This window comes from Variovorax sp. V213, from assembly GCF_041154455.1.
Classification (GTDB): domain Bacteria; phylum Pseudomonadota; class Gammaproteobacteria; order Burkholderiales; family Burkholderiaceae_C; genus Variovorax.
This window is the reverse complement of the sequence record NZ_AP028664.1, coordinates 1,277,558-1,293,931: the sequence shown is the minus strand read 5'-3', so window position 1 is coordinate 1,293,931 and position 16,374 is coordinate 1,277,558. Positions and strand designations below refer to the sequence as shown.

Here is a 16,374-nt window from a genome sequence, read left to right as displayed (position 1 = left end):
CCCACGTTTTATCGGCATCATTGGCGTCCATGACAACCCTCTACGGCATCCCGAACTGCGACACCGTCAAGCGCGCCCGCGCCTGGCTCGACGAACATGGCGTCGCCTACACCTTCCATGACTTCAAGAAGCAAGGCGTGCCCGAGGCCGAGCTCGACCAGTGGCTCAAAAAGCCGGGCTGGGAGGCCCTGGTCAACCGCCGCGGCACCACTTGGCGCAAACTCGACGAAGCCACCCGCAACGCGGTGGCAGACGCCGCATCCGCCCGCGCCGCGCTGCTGGCCAACCCCAGCCTCATCAAGCGGCCGGTGGTCAACTGGGGGGCCAAAACCGGCGTTACGACAGGGTTCGACGCCGAAGCCTGGGCTGCTGTGAACGCCGTGTAAACCCCGGAACCCGTCTCGCCGGCCGGCCTCCAACCCCGATCTGCAGGAGAGAACACCATGAACAGACAAGTCTTTCGCACCCTCGCGGGCCTTTCTGTGGCCGGCCTTCTGACGGCCGGCGCCGCCGGCGTCGCGCAGGCCCAGCAAGTGGTCCAGGCCCGGGTGATTTCCGCCACGCCGGTTCGCGAAACCACCGGCAGCGACGTCAGCTACAACGTCACTTACGAATACAACGGCCGCCAATACACCACCCGCACCAACAGCCGGCCGGGCGCCACCATTGCGGTCGAGGCCGGCGCCTATGGCGTGACGACGGCACCGGTCGCGCCCCAGCCCCAGTTGCAGCCCTATCCGGTCGAAGCCGACAGCGGCCAGCAGCAATACCAGTATCAGTACCAGCAGCCCCCTCAATACGCACAACCAGGTCAATACGCACCGCCAGGCGGATCGGCTTGGGACAGCGTGGTGCCCGAGCCCGGCGTGGTGGTTTCCAACGCGCCGCCGGCACCGGTCTACGCGCAGCCGGCGCCGGTGTACCCGGCCCCCGTCTATGTGCAGCCGACCTACGTCTACCCGCAGCCCTACGTCTATCCGCCGGTCGGCATTTCGCTGAACCTGGGGTACTCCAGGGGCTGGGGCGGCTATCGCGGATACGGCTACCGTCACTGGCGCTGAGCCGCCCGATGCGGCAGCCGGGCTGCCGGTTGCCGGCCAAGCCCTAAAATCGAGGACTTTTCCAACCCCTGAGGGGTGCGCCGCCGCGGTGGCGCGTCCTCGACAAGCCGACCGCGCATGCGCCGGCGCCATCCAATGACGACGACTACCGACACTCTCAACAGCGCCGCAGTGGCGACCAAGGCCAATGTGTATTTCGACGGCAAGTGCGTGAGCCACAGCCTCACACTGGCCGACGGCACGAAAAAATCGGTGGGCGTGATCCTGCCGTCCACCCTGACCTTCAAGACCGGCGCGCCCGAGATCATGGAAGGCACCGCAGGCAGCTGCGAATACCAGCTGGCTGGAACCAGCGAATGGATTTCCTCCGGCCCCGGGCAGAAGTTCAGCGTGCCGGGCGACTCCAGCTTCCAGATCCGAGTGACCGGCGAGCCCTATAGCTACATCTGCCACTTCGGCTGAACCGCGAACCGGACACCCACATGTCGACCATTCTCCAAAACGTTCCCGCCGGCCAGAAGGTCGGCATTGCCTTTTCGGGCGGCCTGGACACCAGCGCGGCACTGCACTGGATGAAGCTGAAGGGCGCGATTCCCTACGCCTACACCGCCAACCTCGGCCAGCCCGACGAGCCCGACTACGACGAGATCCCGCGCAAGGCGATGCAGTACGGCGCCGAGAAGGCCCGGCTGATCGACTGCCGCAGCCAGTTGGCCGCCGAAGGCCTTGCCGCGCTGCAGGCCGGCGCCTTCCACGTCACCACTGCCGGCGTCACCTACTTCAATACCACGCCGCTCGGCCGCGCGGTCACCGGCACGATGCTGGTCAGCGCGATGAAGGAAGACGACGTCCACATCTGGGGCGACGGCAGCACCTACAAGGGCAACGATATCGAGCGCTTCTACCGCTACGGCCTGCTCACCAACCCGGCGCTGAAGATCTACAAGCCCTGGCTCGACCAGCTCTTCATCGACGAACTGGGCGGCCGCGCCGAGATGTCGGCCTTCATGACAGCCGCCGGCTTCGGCTACAAGATGTCGGCCGAGAAGGCCTACAGCACCGACTCCAACATGCTGGGCGCCACCCACGAGGCGAAAGACCTGGAGCACCTGAACAGCGGCATCAAGATCGTCAACCCGATCATGGGCGTCGCCTTCTGGAAGGACGAGGTCGAAGTCAAGCGCGAAGAGGTGCGCGTGCGCTTCGAGGAAGGCCGCCCGGTCGCCCTCAACGGCAAGGAATACCCCGACCTGGTCGAGCTCATCCTGGAAGCCAACCGCATCGGCGGGCGCCACGGCCTGGGCATGAGCGACCAGATCGAGAACCGCATCATCGAAGCCAAGAGCCGCGGCATCTACGAGGCGCCCGGCCTCGCGCTGCTGTTCATCGCCTACGAGCGCCTGGTGACCGGCATCCACAACGAAGACACCATCGAGCAGTACCGCGACAACGGCCGCAAGCTCGGCCGCCTGCTCTACCAGGGCCGCTGGTTCGACCCGCAGGCCATCATGCTGCGCGAAACCGCCCAGCGCTGGGTGGCACGCGCCATCACCGGCGAAGTGACGGTCGAACTGCGCCGCGGCAACGACTATTCGCTGCTCAACACCGAGTCGGCCAACCTGACCTACAAGCCCGAGCGCCTGAGCATGGAAAAGGTCGAGGGCGCCTTCACGCCGCTCGACCGCATCGGCCAGCTGACCATGCGCAACCTGGACATCATCGACACCCGCGACAAGCTGGCGATCTACAGCAAGACCGGGTTGCTGTCGACAGGCCAGGGCGCCTCGCTGCCCAAGCTCGCGAACGACGACGAGCGCGAGTAGGCAACGCGTTCCCCATGACAAACGGGCCCTTCGGGGCCCGTTTGCATTGGTGCGCGTCGTGCATGCCTGCCGGTCAGTCGCCGCCGCCTCCTCCGCACCCGCCGCCGCAACCGCCGCCGCCGTCTCCCGAGGAATCGCCTCCCCCGCTGCCGCCGTCGCTGCTGCCGCTCGATTCACTGCCGCCAAAGCCGTGAGCATCGCCCGAGCTGCCGCCATCCGATGACGACGACTCGCCGAAGCTGGTGCCGCAATGGGCGCCGGAGCCGTCGTGCCGGTCGACCGCCTTGCAGTCGGGCACGTAGTCGAAACCGCCCGGAATGCCGAACTTCACGTCGAGCGCAAACAGGAGCGGCAGGCGCGCCGGCTTGCGCGGATCGATGCTTTCTTCCTTGCAGGCCCAGTACCAGCTGCGGCGCAGGCCGTCGTTGCGCTTCGGGTCCCGGCCCAGCACCTCGGCCGGGCTGTGGTGCAGCATGCCGCCAAAGGCCGCCTTGCACCAGTTCTGGTAGCCCTGCGTGTGCAGGATGAACTCGTGCCAGGCCGTGTCGACCACCTTGGACGGCATGGCCACGAACTTGCGGCCGCTGCGCAGGTGGGCCATGAAGAACTGGCGCAGCCCGCGCAGCACCAGTTCGGCGTCGCGCCGGCTGAGCCCCGGGTGCGCCGCGCGCAGCTTGCCGATCAGGAAAGGCGGCATGCGCGCCTCGCGGATGAACTGGCGGCGCAGGCTGGTTTCCATGAAGCCCAGCGTGGCGGCAAGAAGCCATCCACCCAGGACCAACGGCACCAGCACAAATCGGCCGCCACTTCGGAAGGTGAAGAACACCGCGACGAAGGCGCCCAGCACAATTGCCCGGCGGGCCCAGATCAGCGCGGCAATGCGCCGCCGGTAGTTCAGGTGCAGGAAGTCGAGGTCCATCAGACGACCACCGGCTCCGGCTCCAGCCGGATGCCGAAGCGCTCGTACACGCTCGTCTGTATGGCCTTGGCCAGCGTCATCACCTCGCCGCCCGTCACCGGGTTTTCGAGGCCGCCGCGGTTCACCAGCACCAGCGCCTGCTTTTCGTAGACGCCGGCGTTGCCGACCGACTTGCCCTTCCAGCCACAGGCGTCGATGAGCCAGCCGGCCGCGAGCTTGATGCTGCCGTCGTTCATCGGGTAGTGCACGATCTTCGGGTCGCGCGCGATGATGTCGGCGCACTGTTCGGGCGTGACGGTCGGGTTCTTGAAGAAGCTGCCGGCATTGCCGAGCACGCGCCAGTCGGGCAGCTTGGCGCGGCGAATGGCGCAGACCCAGTCGAACACGTCGGTGGCGCTGGGGGTGAAATTGCCGGCCTCCTCCATCTTGCGCTCCAGGTCGAGGTAGCCCACCACCGCCTTCCAGGGCTTGGGCAGGCGAAAGCGCACGCGGGTGATCAGCGCCCGCCCCGAGAGCCCGAAATCGTTCGGCCCGCTGCGCACGTGCTTGAACACCGAGTCGCGGTAGCCAAAGGCGCATTGCGCGGCATCCAGCGTGAAGCTGCGCCCGGTGTCCAGGTCGATGGCATCGAGCGAGTCGAAGCGGTCTTGCAACTCGACCCCATAGGCGCCGATGTTCTGCACCGGCGCACCGCCCACCGTGCCCGGAATGAGCGCCAGATTCTCGAGCCCCGGGTAGCCGTTCGCGAGCATCCACTGAATGGCGTCGTGCCAGACTTCGCCTGCGCCGGCCTCCACGATCCAGGCGCGCGGGGTTTCCTCGACCAGCCGCAGCCCCTTGATCTCGACTTTCAGCACCAGCGGCTTCACGTCGCCCGTGAGCACGATGTTGCTGCCGCCGCCCAGCACGAAACGGGGCGCGTCGCGCCAATGGGGGTCGGCCCGCAGCTCGGCCACGTCCCCCTCGCTGGCGATGCGCACCAGGTTCTGCGCGCGCGCGACGATGCCGAAGCTGTTGTACGGCTGCAGCGGGACGTTGTTCTCCACGATCATGGGAGAATTGTCGCATCCAGCACCCGCGAATCCAGGAGGAGCCCAATGCCGTCTTTCGATACCGTCTGCGAACCGAATCTGCCCGAAGTGAAGAACGCGGTCGAAAACACCGCCAAGGAAATCGCAACGCGTTTCGATTTCAAGGGCACGGCCGCCGCCGTCGAGCTCAAGGACAAGGAAATCACCATGATCGGCGACGCCGAGTTCCAGCTCGTGCAGGTCGAGGACATTCTTCGCGCCAAGCTCACCAAGCGCAGCGTCGACGTGCGCTTTCTCGACAAGGGCGACGTGCAGAAGATCGGCGGCGACAAGGTCAAGCAGGTCATCAAGGTCAAGAGCGGCATCGAATCCGAGCAGGCCAAGAAGATCACCCGCATCATCAAGGACAGCAAGCTCAAGGTGCAGGCCGCCATCCAGGGCGACGCGGTGCGCATCACCGGCGCCAAGCGCGACGACCTGCAGGCGGCCATGGCGCTCATCAAGAAAGACGTGCCCGACATGCCGCTGTCGTTCAACAACTTCCGCGACTGAGCTCCGAATGAAATCCCTGGTCGTCGCAGCGCAGTTGCTGGCTGCCGCTGCAGGGGCGCATGCGGCGAGCTCCGTCATGCTGACCGGCACCATCGGCAGCCGCGCGATCCTGATCGTCGACGGCGCACCGCCCAAGACCGTGGCCGTCGGCGAGACCTTCCAGGGCGTCAGGCTCGTGTCGCTGCAGGCCGACCAGGCGGTGGTCGAACTCGAGGGCAAGCGCCTCAACCTGCGCATGGACACGCCCGTGAGCATCGGCGGCGGAGGGGGCACGGGCGGCGGCAGCCGCATCGTGCTGCCGGCCGACAGCCGCGGCCACTTCATGACGCAAGGCGCCATCAACGGCCGCCCCGTCACCTTCATGCTCGACACCGGCGCCACGTCGATCGCGTTGTCGGCCGCCGATGCGCAACGCATCGGGTTGGACTACAGCAAGGGCCAGCGCGTCCAGATGAACACCGCCAACGGCGTGTCCCAGGGCTACAAGCTGCGGCTGCAGTCGGTGCGCGTGGGCGACGTCGAGGTGTACGACATCGACGCCATCGTCTCGCCGCAGCCCATGCCCTTCGTGCTGCTGGGCAACAGCTTCATCAACCGGTTCTCGATGCGGCGCGATGCCGACCAGATGGTCTTGGAGAAGCGGTACTGAGCGTCAGCGTCAGGCCTGCGCGGCCGTGACCACGATCTCGATCTTGTAGGCCGCGTTGGCCATCTTGGCCTGCACCGTGGCGCGCGGCGGCGTGTTGCCGGCGGGAATCCACGCATCCCAGACCTCGTTCATGGCCGTGATGTCGTCGATGTCGGCCAGGAAGATCTGCGTCATCAGGATGCGCGACTTGTCGCTGCCGGCCTCGGCCAGCAGGCGGTCGACCATGGCCAGCACCTGCGTGGTCTGGCCGCGGATGTCCTGCGTGGTGTCGTCGGGCACCTGGCCTGCCAGGTAGATAGTGCCGTTGTGCACGGCCGTTTCAGACAGGCGCGGGCCGACGTGAAAGCGAGTAATGGATGCCATGGTGTTCTTTCTCTCAAGCCTTTTTCTTCGAGCCGAGTTTCGACTCCGTGCCGGCCGCGAGCCGGCGGATGTTTTCGCGGTGCCGCCAGATCAGCAGCAGGCTCATGATGATGATCGCAATCAGCACCGTGCGGTCGAGCGGCCACGCAATGTTTCCGCCCAAAAGGTAATACGCCGGCGCAAAAAAGGCTGCCACCAGCGACGACAGCGACGAATAGCGGAAGAACACCGCGATGATCAGCCAGGTGGCGCCGGTGGCAAGCCCCAGCCAGGGCGCGATGCCCACCAGCACGCCCGCCGCGGTGGCCACGCCCTTGCCGCCCTGGAAGCCGAAGAACACCGGGTACAGATGGCCCAGGAAGGCCGCGAGGCCCGCCAGCGCGGCCACGCCCTCCCCCAGCCCCCACTGCGCGCCAAAGTGGCGGATCAGGAACACCGGCAGCCAGCCCTTGAGCGCATCGAGCAGCAATGTGGCCAGCGCCGCACCCTTGTTGCCCGAGCGCAGCACGTTGGTCGCACCGGGGTTGCCGCTGCCGTAGCTGCGCGGGTCGGCCATGCCGAGCGACTTGCTCACGATGACCGCGAAGGACAGCGAGCCGATCAGGTAGGAGGCCACGATGGCCAGGAGGGAAGGCAGATGAAAGCTCAAGGCGGCGCTCCACGAAGGATGGATGTTCTTATTCGCTGGTTCGGACAGAGGGGTATGCCGCCGGTCTCAGGCCGGCGGGCCGGCTATTCTGCCAGCGCGCACTGCACCGGCCTGGCGCCCAGCAATGCCACGCACACCTGCGGGTCGATGCCCACCAGGTAGCCGCGCCGCCCGCCGTTGATCGCGATCTTCGGCAGCTCGAGGATGGTCGACTCGACGTAGACCGGCATCTGGCGCCGCGTGCCGAAGGGCGAGGTGCCGCCCACCATGTAGCCGCTGTGGCGCTGCGCCATTTCGGGCCTGCAGGGCTCGACCGACTTGGCGCCGATCTGCCGCGCCAGGTTCTTGGTCGACACCGTGCGGTTGCCGTGCATCAGCACGATGAGCGGCCTGGCGTCCTGGTCCTGCATCACCAGCGTCTTCACCACCGTGAAGGGGTCGAAGCCCAGCACGGCGGCGCTGTGCTGGGCACCGCCGTGCTCCAGGTACTCGTACGGATGCTCGGTGAAGGCGACCTTGTTCGCGCGCAGCAGCTGCGTCGCGGGGGTTTCGGAAACGTGGGAATTTTTATTCTTGCTCACGCCGCCGGGTCCCGGATCTCCCACCGGATCCTGTCGATCTCGGCCAGCACCTCGGGCGAGAGCGTGGTGCCGAAGGCGTCGATGTCTTCGTCCAGCTGCGCCAGCGTGGTCACGCCGATGATCGTGCTTGCCACCTGCCACTTGGTGTAGCAGAAGCCCAGCGCGAGCTGCACCGGCGTCAGGCCGTTGTCGCGCGCGAGCTGGTTGTACAGGCGCGCGGCCTTCAGCGCGTCGGGGCGGCCCCAGCGTTGCTTGCGCACCGACTCGTAGCTCGAAATGCGCGCGCCCTTCGGTGCGTCCGGCCCCTCGATGCCGCTCTGGTCGTACTTGCCGGTCAGCAGGCCGAAGGCCAGCGGCGAATACGCCAGCAGCGACACGCCCAGCCGGTGCATCGTCTCGTCGAGCCCGTTCTCCAGGCCACGGCTCGCCAGGTTGTAGACGTTCTGCACCGTGGCCACGCGCGGCAGTTCGTGCTGCCCGGCCAGCCGCACGAACTCGTGCACGCCGTAGGGCGTCTCGTTCGAGAGGCCGATGGCGCGCACCTTGCCGGCCTTCACCAGCTTGCCGAGCGCCTCGAGCTGGTCGTGGATCGGCGTCTTCGAGCTTTCCTTGGCGGGGTCGTAGTAGATGCTGCCGAAGGCCGGCACATGGCGCTCGGGCCAGTGGATCTGATAGAGGTCGATGACGTCGGTCTTCAGGCGCTTCAGGCTCGCATTGCACGAGGCCTCGATGTCTTCGGGCGTCATGCCGCTGCCTGCGCGCACCCAGGGCATGCCGCGCGACGGGCCGGCCACCTTGGTGGCCAGCGTGATCTTCTGGCGCGCACCGGGGTTGGCCGCAAACCAGTTGCCGATGATGGTCTCGGTGACGCTGTAGGTCTCCTGCCGCGCGGGCACCGAGTACATCTCGGCCGTGTCGATGAAATCGACGCCGCGCTCGAGCGAGCGGCTCAAGATGGCATGGGAAGTGGGTTCGTCCACCTGTTCGCCGAAGGTCATGGTGCCCAGGCAGATCGGGGTGACGTGCAGGTCGCTCTGGCCGAGTTGGATTTTTTTCATGCGCGGGATGCTACCGCCCTCCCCGGCAATGTGCTGGCCGTGGGCCAAAAAACCGGGCGCCAGCTGTCCTGTGCCGGACTGCGCGCCCGCGCCGGGCTCCTTATCATCGACGCCCATGTACCAAGCTCTTCGTCCCTCGCGCAGCGAATTCGTGCCCGTGCGCAACCTCAGCTACCACGTGCGCCTCTGGGGCGAGCCCTCGGCCGCGCGGCCGCCGCTGGTGCTGGTGCACGGCTGGATGGACGTGGCCGCCTCCTGGCAGTTCGTGGTCGATGCGCTGGCCGAAGAGCGCTTCATCGTCGCGCCCGACTGGCGCGGCTTCGGCCTCACCGAGGGCGGCGGCGTCGACAACTACTGGCTGCCCGACTACCTTGCCGACCTCGAATGGCTGCTCGACCACTACGCGGGCGAAGGCGATGCGGCGCGGCCGGTCGACCTGGTCGGCCACAGCATGGGCGGCAACGTCGCCATGCACTACGCGGGCGCAAGGCCCGAGCGCATCCGCCGCCTCGTCAACCTCGAAGGCTTCGGCATGCCTGCGCGAAAGCCGGAGGAAGCGCCCGTGCGCTACGGCCAATGGATCGACGACCTCAAGCGACTGCACCGCGGCGAGATGGCGCTTGCCAGCTACTCCGCCGTGGACGGCGTGGCGCGCCGGCTCATGAAGACCAACCCGCGCCTCACGCCCGACAAGGCCAACTGGCTTGCGAGCCACTGGTCGGCGCCGCACGCGCAGGCCGACGGCAGCGAGCGCTGGCAGATCCTGGGCGACTCCGCGCACAAGATCATCAACGCGAACATCTTCCGGGTCGATGAAACGCTCGCGCTCTACGCGCGAATTTCGGCGCCCACGCTGATGGTCGAGGCCTCGGACGACAGCCTGCACGGCTGGTGGAAAAACCGCTACACGCTGGACGAGTTTCATGAGCGCCTGAAGTCCGTGCCTTCGGTGCGCGTCGAGCGGCTCGACGACGCGGGCCACATGCTGCACCACGACCAGCCGCAGCTCGTGGCCGGGTTGATCGAGCAGTTCCTGGCAGGCTGAGCGTCAGCCCCTGGCGCGGCCCTGCACCGTGCGCCGCAGTGCCGCGCGCGCCAGGAGCCGCGTCGAATCGAGCGTCGGCAGCGGCGAGTTCACGTCGTTCATGATGAGCGGAATCTCGGTGCAGCCGAGCACGACCGCATCGCAGCCGTCCTCGTCCTTCATGCGCTGGATGACGCGGCGGAACGCCGTGACGGCATCCGGCGTGAAGACACCGCAGACCAGCTCTTCCATGATGATGCGGTTGATCTCTTCGCGCTCTTCCATGGTGGGCCGAACGTATTCGAGCCCCTTGGCCGAGAGCTTCTCGGGATAGACCTCGCTCTCGACCAGCCAGCGTGTGCCGGTGATGGCCAGGCGCCGGAAACCGCGCTGCGCGGCTTCGTCGGCCACGCACTGCGCGATGTGCAGCCACGGCAGCGGCGAGCGTCCCTCGATGAAGGGCAGCGCCTGGTGAATGGTGTTGTCGGGGCAGACCAGAAAGCTCGCGCCGATCTTCGCGAGCTTGTGGGCCGAAGCGAGCATCACTTCGCCCACGCCGCGCCAGTCGTTGCGGTAGATGTGCGCCATGTAATCCGCGAGCGAGGGCGTGTGCATCGAGACTTCGGGGTGCGCATGCGGGCCCAGCAGTTGGGCGCCCTCCACGCAGATGGTCTGGTAGCAGAGCGCCGCGCCTTCGGCGGAGCATCCGACGATTCCGATGTGCTGGGTCATGGCGCATCCTACAAAAAAGAATGCCACCATGCCCGCCTGACCGCTCAGGCGTGGCTCGCCTCGCTGTCCAGATGGGCCATCTGCGCGGCGGCGTAGCGCTCGCCGGCCGCGGCGCCCTTCGGCACTGCGCGTTCGATGGCTGCGAGATCGTCCGCGCTCAAGGCAACGCCGAGCGAGCCCAGCGCTTCCTGCAGGCGCGTGCGCTGCCGCGCGCCCACCAGCGGCACGATATCTTCGCCCTGCGCCGCCACCCAGGCAATGGCAATCTGCGCGACCGTCACGCCCTTGGCGTTCGCGATCTGGCGCAGCGCATCGACCAGCGCCAGGTTGCGCTCGACGTTCTCGCCCTGAAAGCGCGGGCTGTGCGTGCGGAAATCCGTTGCGCCCGCGCCCTCTTTCTTCCAGTGTCCGCTGATCAGCCCGCGCGACAGCACGCCATACGCCGTGATGCCGATGCCGAGCTCTCGGCAGGTCGCAAGAATGTCATCCTCGATGCCGCGCGAGATCAGCGAATATTCGATCTGCAGGTCGGCAATCGGGTGCACGGCCGCCGCCTTGCGAATGGTGTGCGAGCCCACTTCCGAGAGCCCGATGTGCCGCACGTAGCCGGCCTTCACCATGTCGGCAATGGCGCCCACGGTGTCTTCGATCGGCACGTTCGGGTCGAGCCGCGCCGGGCGGTAGATGTCGATGTGGTCCACGCCGAGCCGTTGCAGCGAATAGACCAAAAAGTTCTTCACCGCTTCGGGCCGCGCGTCGTAGCCGCTCCAGCCGCCAGCCGGATCGCGCAGCGCACCGAATTTCACGCTGACCAGGGCCGCGTCGCGCTGCGAGCCCTTGAGGCCCTTGAGCGCTTCGCCGATCAGCATTTCGTTGTGGCCGCTGCCGTAGAAGTCGCCGGTGTCGAGCAGCGTGATGCCCGCGTCCATGGCGGCGTGGATGGTGGCGATGCTTTCGGTGCGGTCCGTCGGGCCGTACAGCGCCGACATGCCCATGCAGCCGAGGCCGATGGCGGAGACCTGCGGGCCCGTGGCCCCGAGTTGACGTGTGTTCATTGCAGCTTCCTTTCGTTGAGGTCCGCATGCGGTTGCAAGCGGCATGGCGGTAGTCTGGAAGCAAGCGGCCCGTTCGATAATCCACCCATCACCGCACGAGCTGTGCAAAAAACCGCACAATCGGCTTTCATGACCGACCCCGATCTTTCGGACCTCGGCGCCTTCGTGGCAGTGACGCGGGCACGCAGCTTTCGCGGTGCCGCCGCGCTGCGCGGTGTGTCGCCCTCCTCGCTCAGCGAAGCCATGCGCCGGCTCGAGGCGCAGCTGGGCGTGCGGCTTTTGAACCGCACCACGCGCAGCGTGACGCCCACCGAGGCCGGCCAGCGGCTGCTGGAGCGTATCGCGCCGGCGCTCGACGACATCTCGGGCGCGCTCGACACACTCAACAGCTTTCGCGACAGCCCCACCGGCACGCTGCGGCTCAACGTGCCGACCATCGTGACGCAGCGCGTGCTGCCGCCACTGGCCAGCCGCTTCCTGGCCGCACACCCCGGCATCACGCTGGAGGTGACGACCAACGACACTTTCATTGATGTGCTCGCAGCCGGCTTCGACGCCGGCATTCGCTACGACGAGAGCATCGCGCGAGACATGATTGCAGTGCCGCTCGGCCCGCGCGTGCAGCGCTTCGTGGCCGCCGCGTCACCGCGCTACCTGGCGGCGCATGGCACGCCCAGGCACCCGACCGACCTGCTGCAGCACGCCTGCATCGGACACCGCTTTCCGAGCGGCGTGCTCGCGGCCTGGGGCTTTGTGCGCAAGGGCAAGACCGTCCGCATCACGCCGAGCGGGCCGCTGGTGGCGTCGATGATCGATCTCGAACTGCATGCGGCCGAGTCGGGCCTGGGCCTCATCTACACCTTCGACGAATACCTGCGGCCCTCGCTCGACAGCGGTGCGCTGGTGCCGGTGCTGGAGGATTGGTGGCAGAGTTTTTCGGGCCCGTTTCTCTACTACCCGAGCCGCACGCACATGCCGGCGCCGCTGCGGGCCTTCGTCGACTTTCTCAAGAACGAGGCGAAACACTGAGGCGCAAACGGCGGGCGGCCAAGGGCCGCGCCATCACTCATGCACTCACGCGTCGTCGTCGGCGTCGTTGCCCGTGAGGGACAGCACTTGTTCGACGAAGGCCTCGAACAGCGGCAGTGCGGCGGGCAATCCATCGAACGACTCCGCCTCGCCGGCATCGAAGAAGTGCGGCTTGTCGGCCGGCAGCGCCACCCATTCCCCGGCTTCGAACAGCAGGCCCAGATAGCCGTCTTGCGTGGGCAGGTAGACAAGCGCCGCGCGGTCGAGCACCTGCTGCCCTTGCGGCGCGGCTTCGCGCCCCCAGGCCACCCCCTGCCGAGCCAGGTGCTCGTTGATCCAGCCGTCGCACACATGCGTGTCGCGCCAGTTTCCTTCGGCGTCGAAAAGAGCGAGCACGGGCATGGGCGTCCTTTGGTTGAGAGTTATTGCAGGAAGCTGGGCTTGGCATAGCCCTGGAACTTGCTGTCGACCACGGCCTTGAAGTCCTTCGAATGGTAGGCCTCCACAATGTCCTTGGCCCAGGCAGTGTTCTTGTCGGCGCTCTTCACGGCCACCACATTGAGGTAGTGGTCGGGCGTCTTCTCCAGCGCCACGGCCTCGGTGAGCTTCAGGCCCGACGAGATCGCGAAGTTGCCGTTGACGATGGCGTATTCGGTGTCGCCCAGCGAGCGCGGCAGCTGCGCGGCCTCAAGTGGAATGAACTTGAGCTTCTTCGGGTTCTCGGCCACGTCTTTTTCGGACGCGCGCAGCGGATCGACGCCGGGCTTGATGGTGATGAGCTTGTTCTGCTCCAGCAGCACCAGCGCACGGGCCAGGTTGCTCGGGTCGTTGGGGAGCGTGAAGCGGTCGCCCTCTTTCACCTCGGCCAGGGTCTTGCGCTTGGTGGAGTACACGCCCAGCGGCGCGATGGGGCCTTGCACCAGTTCGGCCAGGTCGAGCTTCTGGTCGGCCGAGAACTTCTTCAGATAGACCTGATGCTGGAAAAAGTTGGCGTCGAGCGAGCCCTGCGCGAGCGCGAGGTTGGGCTGCACGTAGTCGTTGAACTCGACCAGCTTCACCTTGTAGCCCTTTTTCTCGAGGATGGGCACGATGCCTGCCTTGAGCTGGTCGATGTTGGAGCCGGCGGTGCCGCCGATGACGAGATTCTTCTTGGCTTCCTGGGCCCCTGCCAGCGAAAGCCCGCCGAACGAGAGGGCAACCAGGGACAGGGCAAGGACGGAGCGGCGCAGCAGTGCGGTTTTCATGAGATAAAAAAAGAGAAGGGAACAAAAATTCAACGCTTGTCCAGCCTGCGCGCCGTGGTGTTGCCCACGAATTGCAGGATCTGTACCAGCACCACGAGCAGCGCCACGGTGAGCACCATCACGTCGGTCTGGAAGCGGTAGTAGCCGTAGCGGATGGCCAGGTCGCCGATGCCGCCGCCGCCTACCACGCCGGCAATGGCCGAGTAGGAGAGAAAGCTCACCGCCAGCACCGTGAGCGCCAGCACCAGGCCCGAGCGCGCCTCCACCACCAGCACGCGCCAGACGATCTGCAGCTCCGACGCGCCCATGGCGTGCGCCGCCTCGATCACGCCGCGTGGCACTTCGCGCAGGCACTGGTCGACCAGCCGCGCAAAGTACGGAATGGCCGCGAACGACAGCGGCACCGCAGCCGCCAGCGGGCCGATGGAGGTGCCCGCAATCACGCGCGTGAACGGCACCAGCGCCACCAGCAAAATGATGAAGGGAAACGAGCGCACGGTGTTCACGATCCAGTTGAGCACCAGGAACGCCGGCTTGTTTTCGAGCGACTGGCCCGGCCCCAGGAGGAACAGCAAAATGCCCAGCGGCCCGCCGATGAGCACCGCGGCCGAGAGGCCGATGGCCAGCATCAGGAAGGTCTGGCCGGTGGCGGTCCAGAGCTCGGGGAGGATGGGGGCGATGTTCTCAAACATAGGCCACCTCCTGCGGCCTGCGCTGCAATGACGGCGGGCGGGGCTCGACGGGTTCGCGCGCCTCGCGTTCGCGGCGGCGCACCAGTTCATCGATCTCGCGGCCCAGTGCCGTCTTGCGCTCTTCGCTCGGCGCATCGACCGCGAACTGTTCGACCAGCCGGCCCTTCTCGAGGATGGCCACGTTGCGGCACAGCACCTCGACCACCGGGAGTTCGTGCGTGACGATGACGATGGTCACGCCGATCTTCTGGTTGATGTCGCGCAGCGTTTCGAGCAGCGCGCGCGTGGTTTCGGTGTCGAGCGCCGAGGTGGGCTCGTCGCACAGCAGCACCTGCGGCCGCGGCGCCAGCGCGCGCGCAATGGCCACACGCTGTTTCTGCCCGCCCGAAAGCTGCGCCGGGTAGGTGTCGATCTTCTCGGCCAGGCCCACGAGGGCCAGGCATTCGCGCACCCGTGCGTCGATCTCGTTGCGCGAATGCCGGCCGTGGATCTTCAACGGGAAGGCCACGTTCTCGAACACCGTGGCGTTCTGTAGCAGGTTGAACTGCTGGAAGATCATGCCGATGTTCTGGCGCGTGTCGCGCAGCTCGCGGCGAGAGAGCGTGGTGAGGTCGCGCCCGCCGACGAAGACCTTGCCCGCATCGGGCCGCTCCAGCAGGTTGATGAGGCGCAGCAGGGTCGACTTGCCCGCGCCGCTCTTGCCGATCAGGCCGAACACGTCGCCCTGGTGGATGTCGAGCGAAAGCGACTGCACGGCGTCGAACACCTCGCCATTCGGCAAGGCGAAGGATTTCTGCACCGATTGAAGACGGATGACCGGCGCCGCGTTGCCGCGGGCTGCATCAGGCGAAGGGTAGGTCATGGGAAAGAAGCGCGGCCCGCGTGAAAGCGCGGTCGCGGAGTTCGCAAAAAGGTGCCGAGTATGAAAACAAAGGCGGCAAAAGAGAACGAACAAATCGGCGCTTGCTTATGCATGAAAACGCATAAGACTTTGGGAGCGTGCGCCGCGAACGCCATATCGATATGCGCATTGGTTCGTTCCCAAATGCCGGCGGCAATGCCACATTCGCGCCTTCTTTTTTTGTGATTTCGCGCACCATGCACACCACTTTCCGCCGCCGCACCCTCGCCCTCGCCACGCTGGCTGCCGCCCTTTTCACCGGCAGCACCGCCCTGGCCCAGGACAAGAACACACTCAAGGTCGGCGTCTCTGTCGGGAACGGCGAACAGATCTTCGAAGTGGTCAAGAAGGTCGCCGCCAAGGACGGCCTGAACATCCAGGTCGTGGTATTCAACGACTACCAGTTGCCCAACGCTGCGCTGGCCTCGGGCGACCTGGATGCCAACGCCTTCCAGCACCAGCCCTTTCTGGACAACCAGAACAAGGCGCGCGGCTTCGACATCGTGCCCGTGGGCCTGACCATCACCGCGCCGCTGGGCTTCTATTCGCGCAAGATCAAGTCGATCGACCAGTTGCCCGAGGGCGCATCGGTCGGTATCCAGAACGATCCGTCGAACGGCAACCGCGCCCTGTTGCTGTTGCAGTCGGCCGGCCTCATCACCCTGAAGCCCGAAGCCGTGAAGAACAACACCGCCACCCCGCTCGACGTGGTGAGCAACCCCAAGAAGCTGAAGCTGGTCGCGCTCGATGCCGCGCAACTGCCGCGCTCGCTGGATGACCTGACCATTGCCTCCATCAACAACGACTACGCCGAGAAGGCCGGCCTTTCGCTCAACAAGGACGCGGTCATCAAGGAATCGGCCAAGAGCCCGTATGCCAACCTGATTGCCGTGCGCCGCGCCGACAAGGACAAGCCCTGGGCCAAGCGCCTGGTGGCGGCTTACCAGTCGCCGGAGGTGAAGAGCTTCATCGAAACACAATTCAAAGGCTCGCTGGTCCCCGCCTTCTGAC

Annotated in this window: 21 protein-coding genes; 9 read left to right on the top strand and 12 right to left on the bottom strand. The window is 66.4% G+C overall.

Going from position 1 to position 16,374, the window contains the following annotated elements:
* Positions 1–29 precede the first annotated feature (29 nt).
* The 4 genes from ACAM55_RS06315 (at position 30) to argG (ending at position 2,884) form a co-directional block, all read left to right on the top strand.
* Entirely contained in the window at positions 30–386 is a 357-nt protein-coding gene (locus ACAM55_RS06315; RefSeq protein WP_369655187.1) for an ArsC family reductase, read from the top strand.
* 57 nt (positions 387–443) lie between these two features.
* Positions 444–1,061: a hypothetical protein gene (locus tag ACAM55_RS06310; protein ID WP_369655186.1), complete on the top strand. Its 618-nt coding sequence runs from the start codon at positions 444–446 to the stop codon at positions 1,059–1,061.
* Positions 1,062–1,196: 135 nt separating this feature from the next.
* Positions 1,197–1,523: a pyrimidine/purine nucleoside phosphorylase gene (locus ACAM55_RS06305; protein WP_369655185.1), complete on the top strand. Its 327-nt coding sequence runs from the start codon at positions 1,197–1,199 to the stop codon at positions 1,521–1,523.
* Positions 1,524–1,543: 20 nt separating this feature from the next.
* Entirely contained in the window at positions 1,544–2,884 is a 1,341-nt protein-coding gene (gene argG / locus ACAM55_RS06300) for an argininosuccinate synthase (RefSeq protein WP_369655184.1), read from the top strand.
* Positions 2,885–2,957: 73 nt separating this feature from the next.
* Here the strand turns inward: argG and ACAM55_RS06295 are convergent, their stop codons facing one another.
* Positions 2,958–3,803: a hypothetical protein gene (locus ACAM55_RS06295; RefSeq protein ID WP_369655183.1), complete on the bottom strand. Its 846-nt coding sequence runs from the start codon at positions 3,801–3,803 to the stop codon at positions 2,958–2,960.
* A complete protein-coding gene (murB, locus tag ACAM55_RS06290; RefSeq protein ID WP_369655182.1) occupies positions 3,803–4,855 on the bottom strand; it encodes a UDP-N-acetylmuramate dehydrogenase in 1,053 nt (350 codons plus the stop codon). The genes ACAM55_RS06295 and murB overlap by 1 nt, the downstream gene beginning before the upstream one ends.
* A gap of 45 nt (positions 4,856–4,900) precedes the next feature.
* Here murB and ACAM55_RS06285 point away from each other — a divergent pair, with 45 nt between their 5' ends.
* Positions 4,901–5,386, top strand: a complete 486-nt coding sequence (locus tag ACAM55_RS06285; RefSeq protein WP_015866547.1) for a YajQ family cyclic di-GMP-binding protein — start codon at positions 4,901–4,903, stop codon at positions 5,384–5,386.
* Positions 5,387–5,393: 7 nt separating this feature from the next.
* The gene (locus tag ACAM55_RS06280) at positions 5,394–6,035 is read left to right on the top strand and encodes a TIGR02281 family clan AA aspartic protease (RefSeq protein WP_369655181.1); all 642 of its coding nucleotides are present in this window, start codon (positions 5,394–5,396) and stop codon (positions 6,033–6,035) included.
* Positions 6,036–6,044: 9 nt separating this feature from the next.
* Here the strand turns inward: ACAM55_RS06280 and ACAM55_RS06275 are convergent, their stop codons facing one another.
* The 4 genes from ACAM55_RS06275 to ACAM55_RS06260 all read right to left on the bottom strand — a co-directional run bounded on the left by ACAM55_RS06275 (position 6,045) and on the right by ACAM55_RS06260 (position 8,686).
* Complete coding sequence (locus ACAM55_RS06275; RefSeq protein ID WP_369655180.1) at positions 6,045–6,398, bottom strand: RidA family protein; 354 nt, start codon at positions 6,396–6,398, stop codon at positions 6,045–6,047.
* A 13-nt stretch (positions 6,399–6,411) separates the two neighbouring features.
* Positions 6,412–7,047: a glycerol-3-phosphate 1-O-acyltransferase PlsY gene (plsY, locus tag ACAM55_RS06270; RefSeq protein ID WP_093015637.1), complete on the bottom strand. Its 636-nt coding sequence runs from the start codon at positions 7,045–7,047 to the stop codon at positions 6,412–6,414.
* 83 nt (positions 7,048–7,130) lie between these two features.
* Positions 7,131–7,628, bottom strand: a complete 498-nt coding sequence (locus ACAM55_RS06265) for an aminoacyl-tRNA deacylase (RefSeq protein ID WP_369655179.1) — start codon at positions 7,626–7,628, stop codon at positions 7,131–7,133.
* Positions 7,625–8,686, bottom strand: a complete 1,062-nt coding sequence (locus ACAM55_RS06260) for an aldo/keto reductase (protein ID WP_369655178.1) — start codon at positions 8,684–8,686, stop codon at positions 7,625–7,627. Before ACAM55_RS06260 ends, ACAM55_RS06265 begins: the two co-directional genes overlap by 4 nt.
* Before the next feature lie 115 nt (positions 8,687–8,801).
* On the opposite strand from ACAM55_RS06260, the gene ACAM55_RS06255 reads away from it, so the two are divergent.
* Positions 8,802–9,731: an alpha/beta fold hydrolase gene (locus ACAM55_RS06255; RefSeq protein WP_369655177.1), complete on the top strand. Its 930-nt coding sequence runs from the start codon at positions 8,802–8,804 to the stop codon at positions 9,729–9,731.
* Between the two features lie 3 nt (positions 9,732–9,734).
* Here ACAM55_RS06255 and ACAM55_RS06250 read toward each other — a convergent pair whose 3' ends face one another.
* The gene (locus tag ACAM55_RS06250) at positions 9,735–10,442 is read right to left on the bottom strand and encodes an aspartate/glutamate racemase family protein (RefSeq protein WP_369655176.1); all 708 of its coding nucleotides are present in this window, start codon (positions 10,440–10,442) and stop codon (positions 9,735–9,737) included.
* A gap of 44 nt (positions 10,443–10,486) precedes the next feature.
* Entirely contained in the window at positions 10,487–11,497 is a 1,011-nt protein-coding gene (locus ACAM55_RS06245) for an aldo/keto reductase (RefSeq protein ID WP_369655175.1), read from the bottom strand.
* 129 nt (positions 11,498–11,626) lie between these two features.
* Between ACAM55_RS06245 and ACAM55_RS06240 the strand changes: the two genes are divergently transcribed.
* Positions 11,627–12,526 (top strand): LysR family transcriptional regulator, encoded by a 900-nt coding sequence (locus tag ACAM55_RS06240; protein ID WP_369655174.1) that lies wholly within the window; start codon positions 11,627–11,629, stop codon positions 12,524–12,526.
* Between the two features lie 45 nt (positions 12,527–12,571).
* Here the strand turns inward: ACAM55_RS06240 and ACAM55_RS06235 are convergent, their stop codons facing one another.
* From ACAM55_RS06235 to ACAM55_RS06220, 4 genes are read right to left on the bottom strand one after another with little or no spacing between them, the layout of a single operon-like run.
* Positions 12,572–12,928, bottom strand: coding sequence for a hypothetical protein (locus ACAM55_RS06235; RefSeq protein WP_369655173.1), 357 nt, complete (start codon positions 12,926–12,928; stop codon positions 12,572–12,574).
* 20 nt (positions 12,929–12,948) lie between these two features.
* A complete protein-coding gene (locus ACAM55_RS06230; RefSeq protein WP_369655172.1) occupies positions 12,949–13,770 on the bottom strand; it encodes a MetQ/NlpA family ABC transporter substrate-binding protein in 822 nt (273 codons plus the stop codon).
* 29 nt (positions 13,771–13,799) lie between these two features.
* Entirely contained in the window at positions 13,800–14,462 is a 663-nt protein-coding gene (locus ACAM55_RS06225; protein ID WP_055803217.1) for a methionine ABC transporter permease, read from the bottom strand.
* Complete coding sequence (locus ACAM55_RS06220) at positions 14,455–15,324, bottom strand: methionine ABC transporter ATP-binding protein (RefSeq protein WP_369655171.1); 870 nt, start codon at positions 15,322–15,324, stop codon at positions 14,455–14,457. The genes ACAM55_RS06225 and ACAM55_RS06220 overlap by 8 nt, the downstream gene beginning before the upstream one ends.
* A 236-nt stretch (positions 15,325–15,560) precedes the next feature.
* Between ACAM55_RS06220 and ACAM55_RS06215 the strand changes: the two genes are divergently transcribed.
* Positions 15,561–16,373 (top strand): MetQ/NlpA family ABC transporter substrate-binding protein, encoded by an 813-nt coding sequence (locus ACAM55_RS06215; protein WP_369655170.1) that lies wholly within the window; start codon positions 15,561–15,563, stop codon positions 16,371–16,373.
* Position 16,374: the final 1 nt, after the last annotated feature.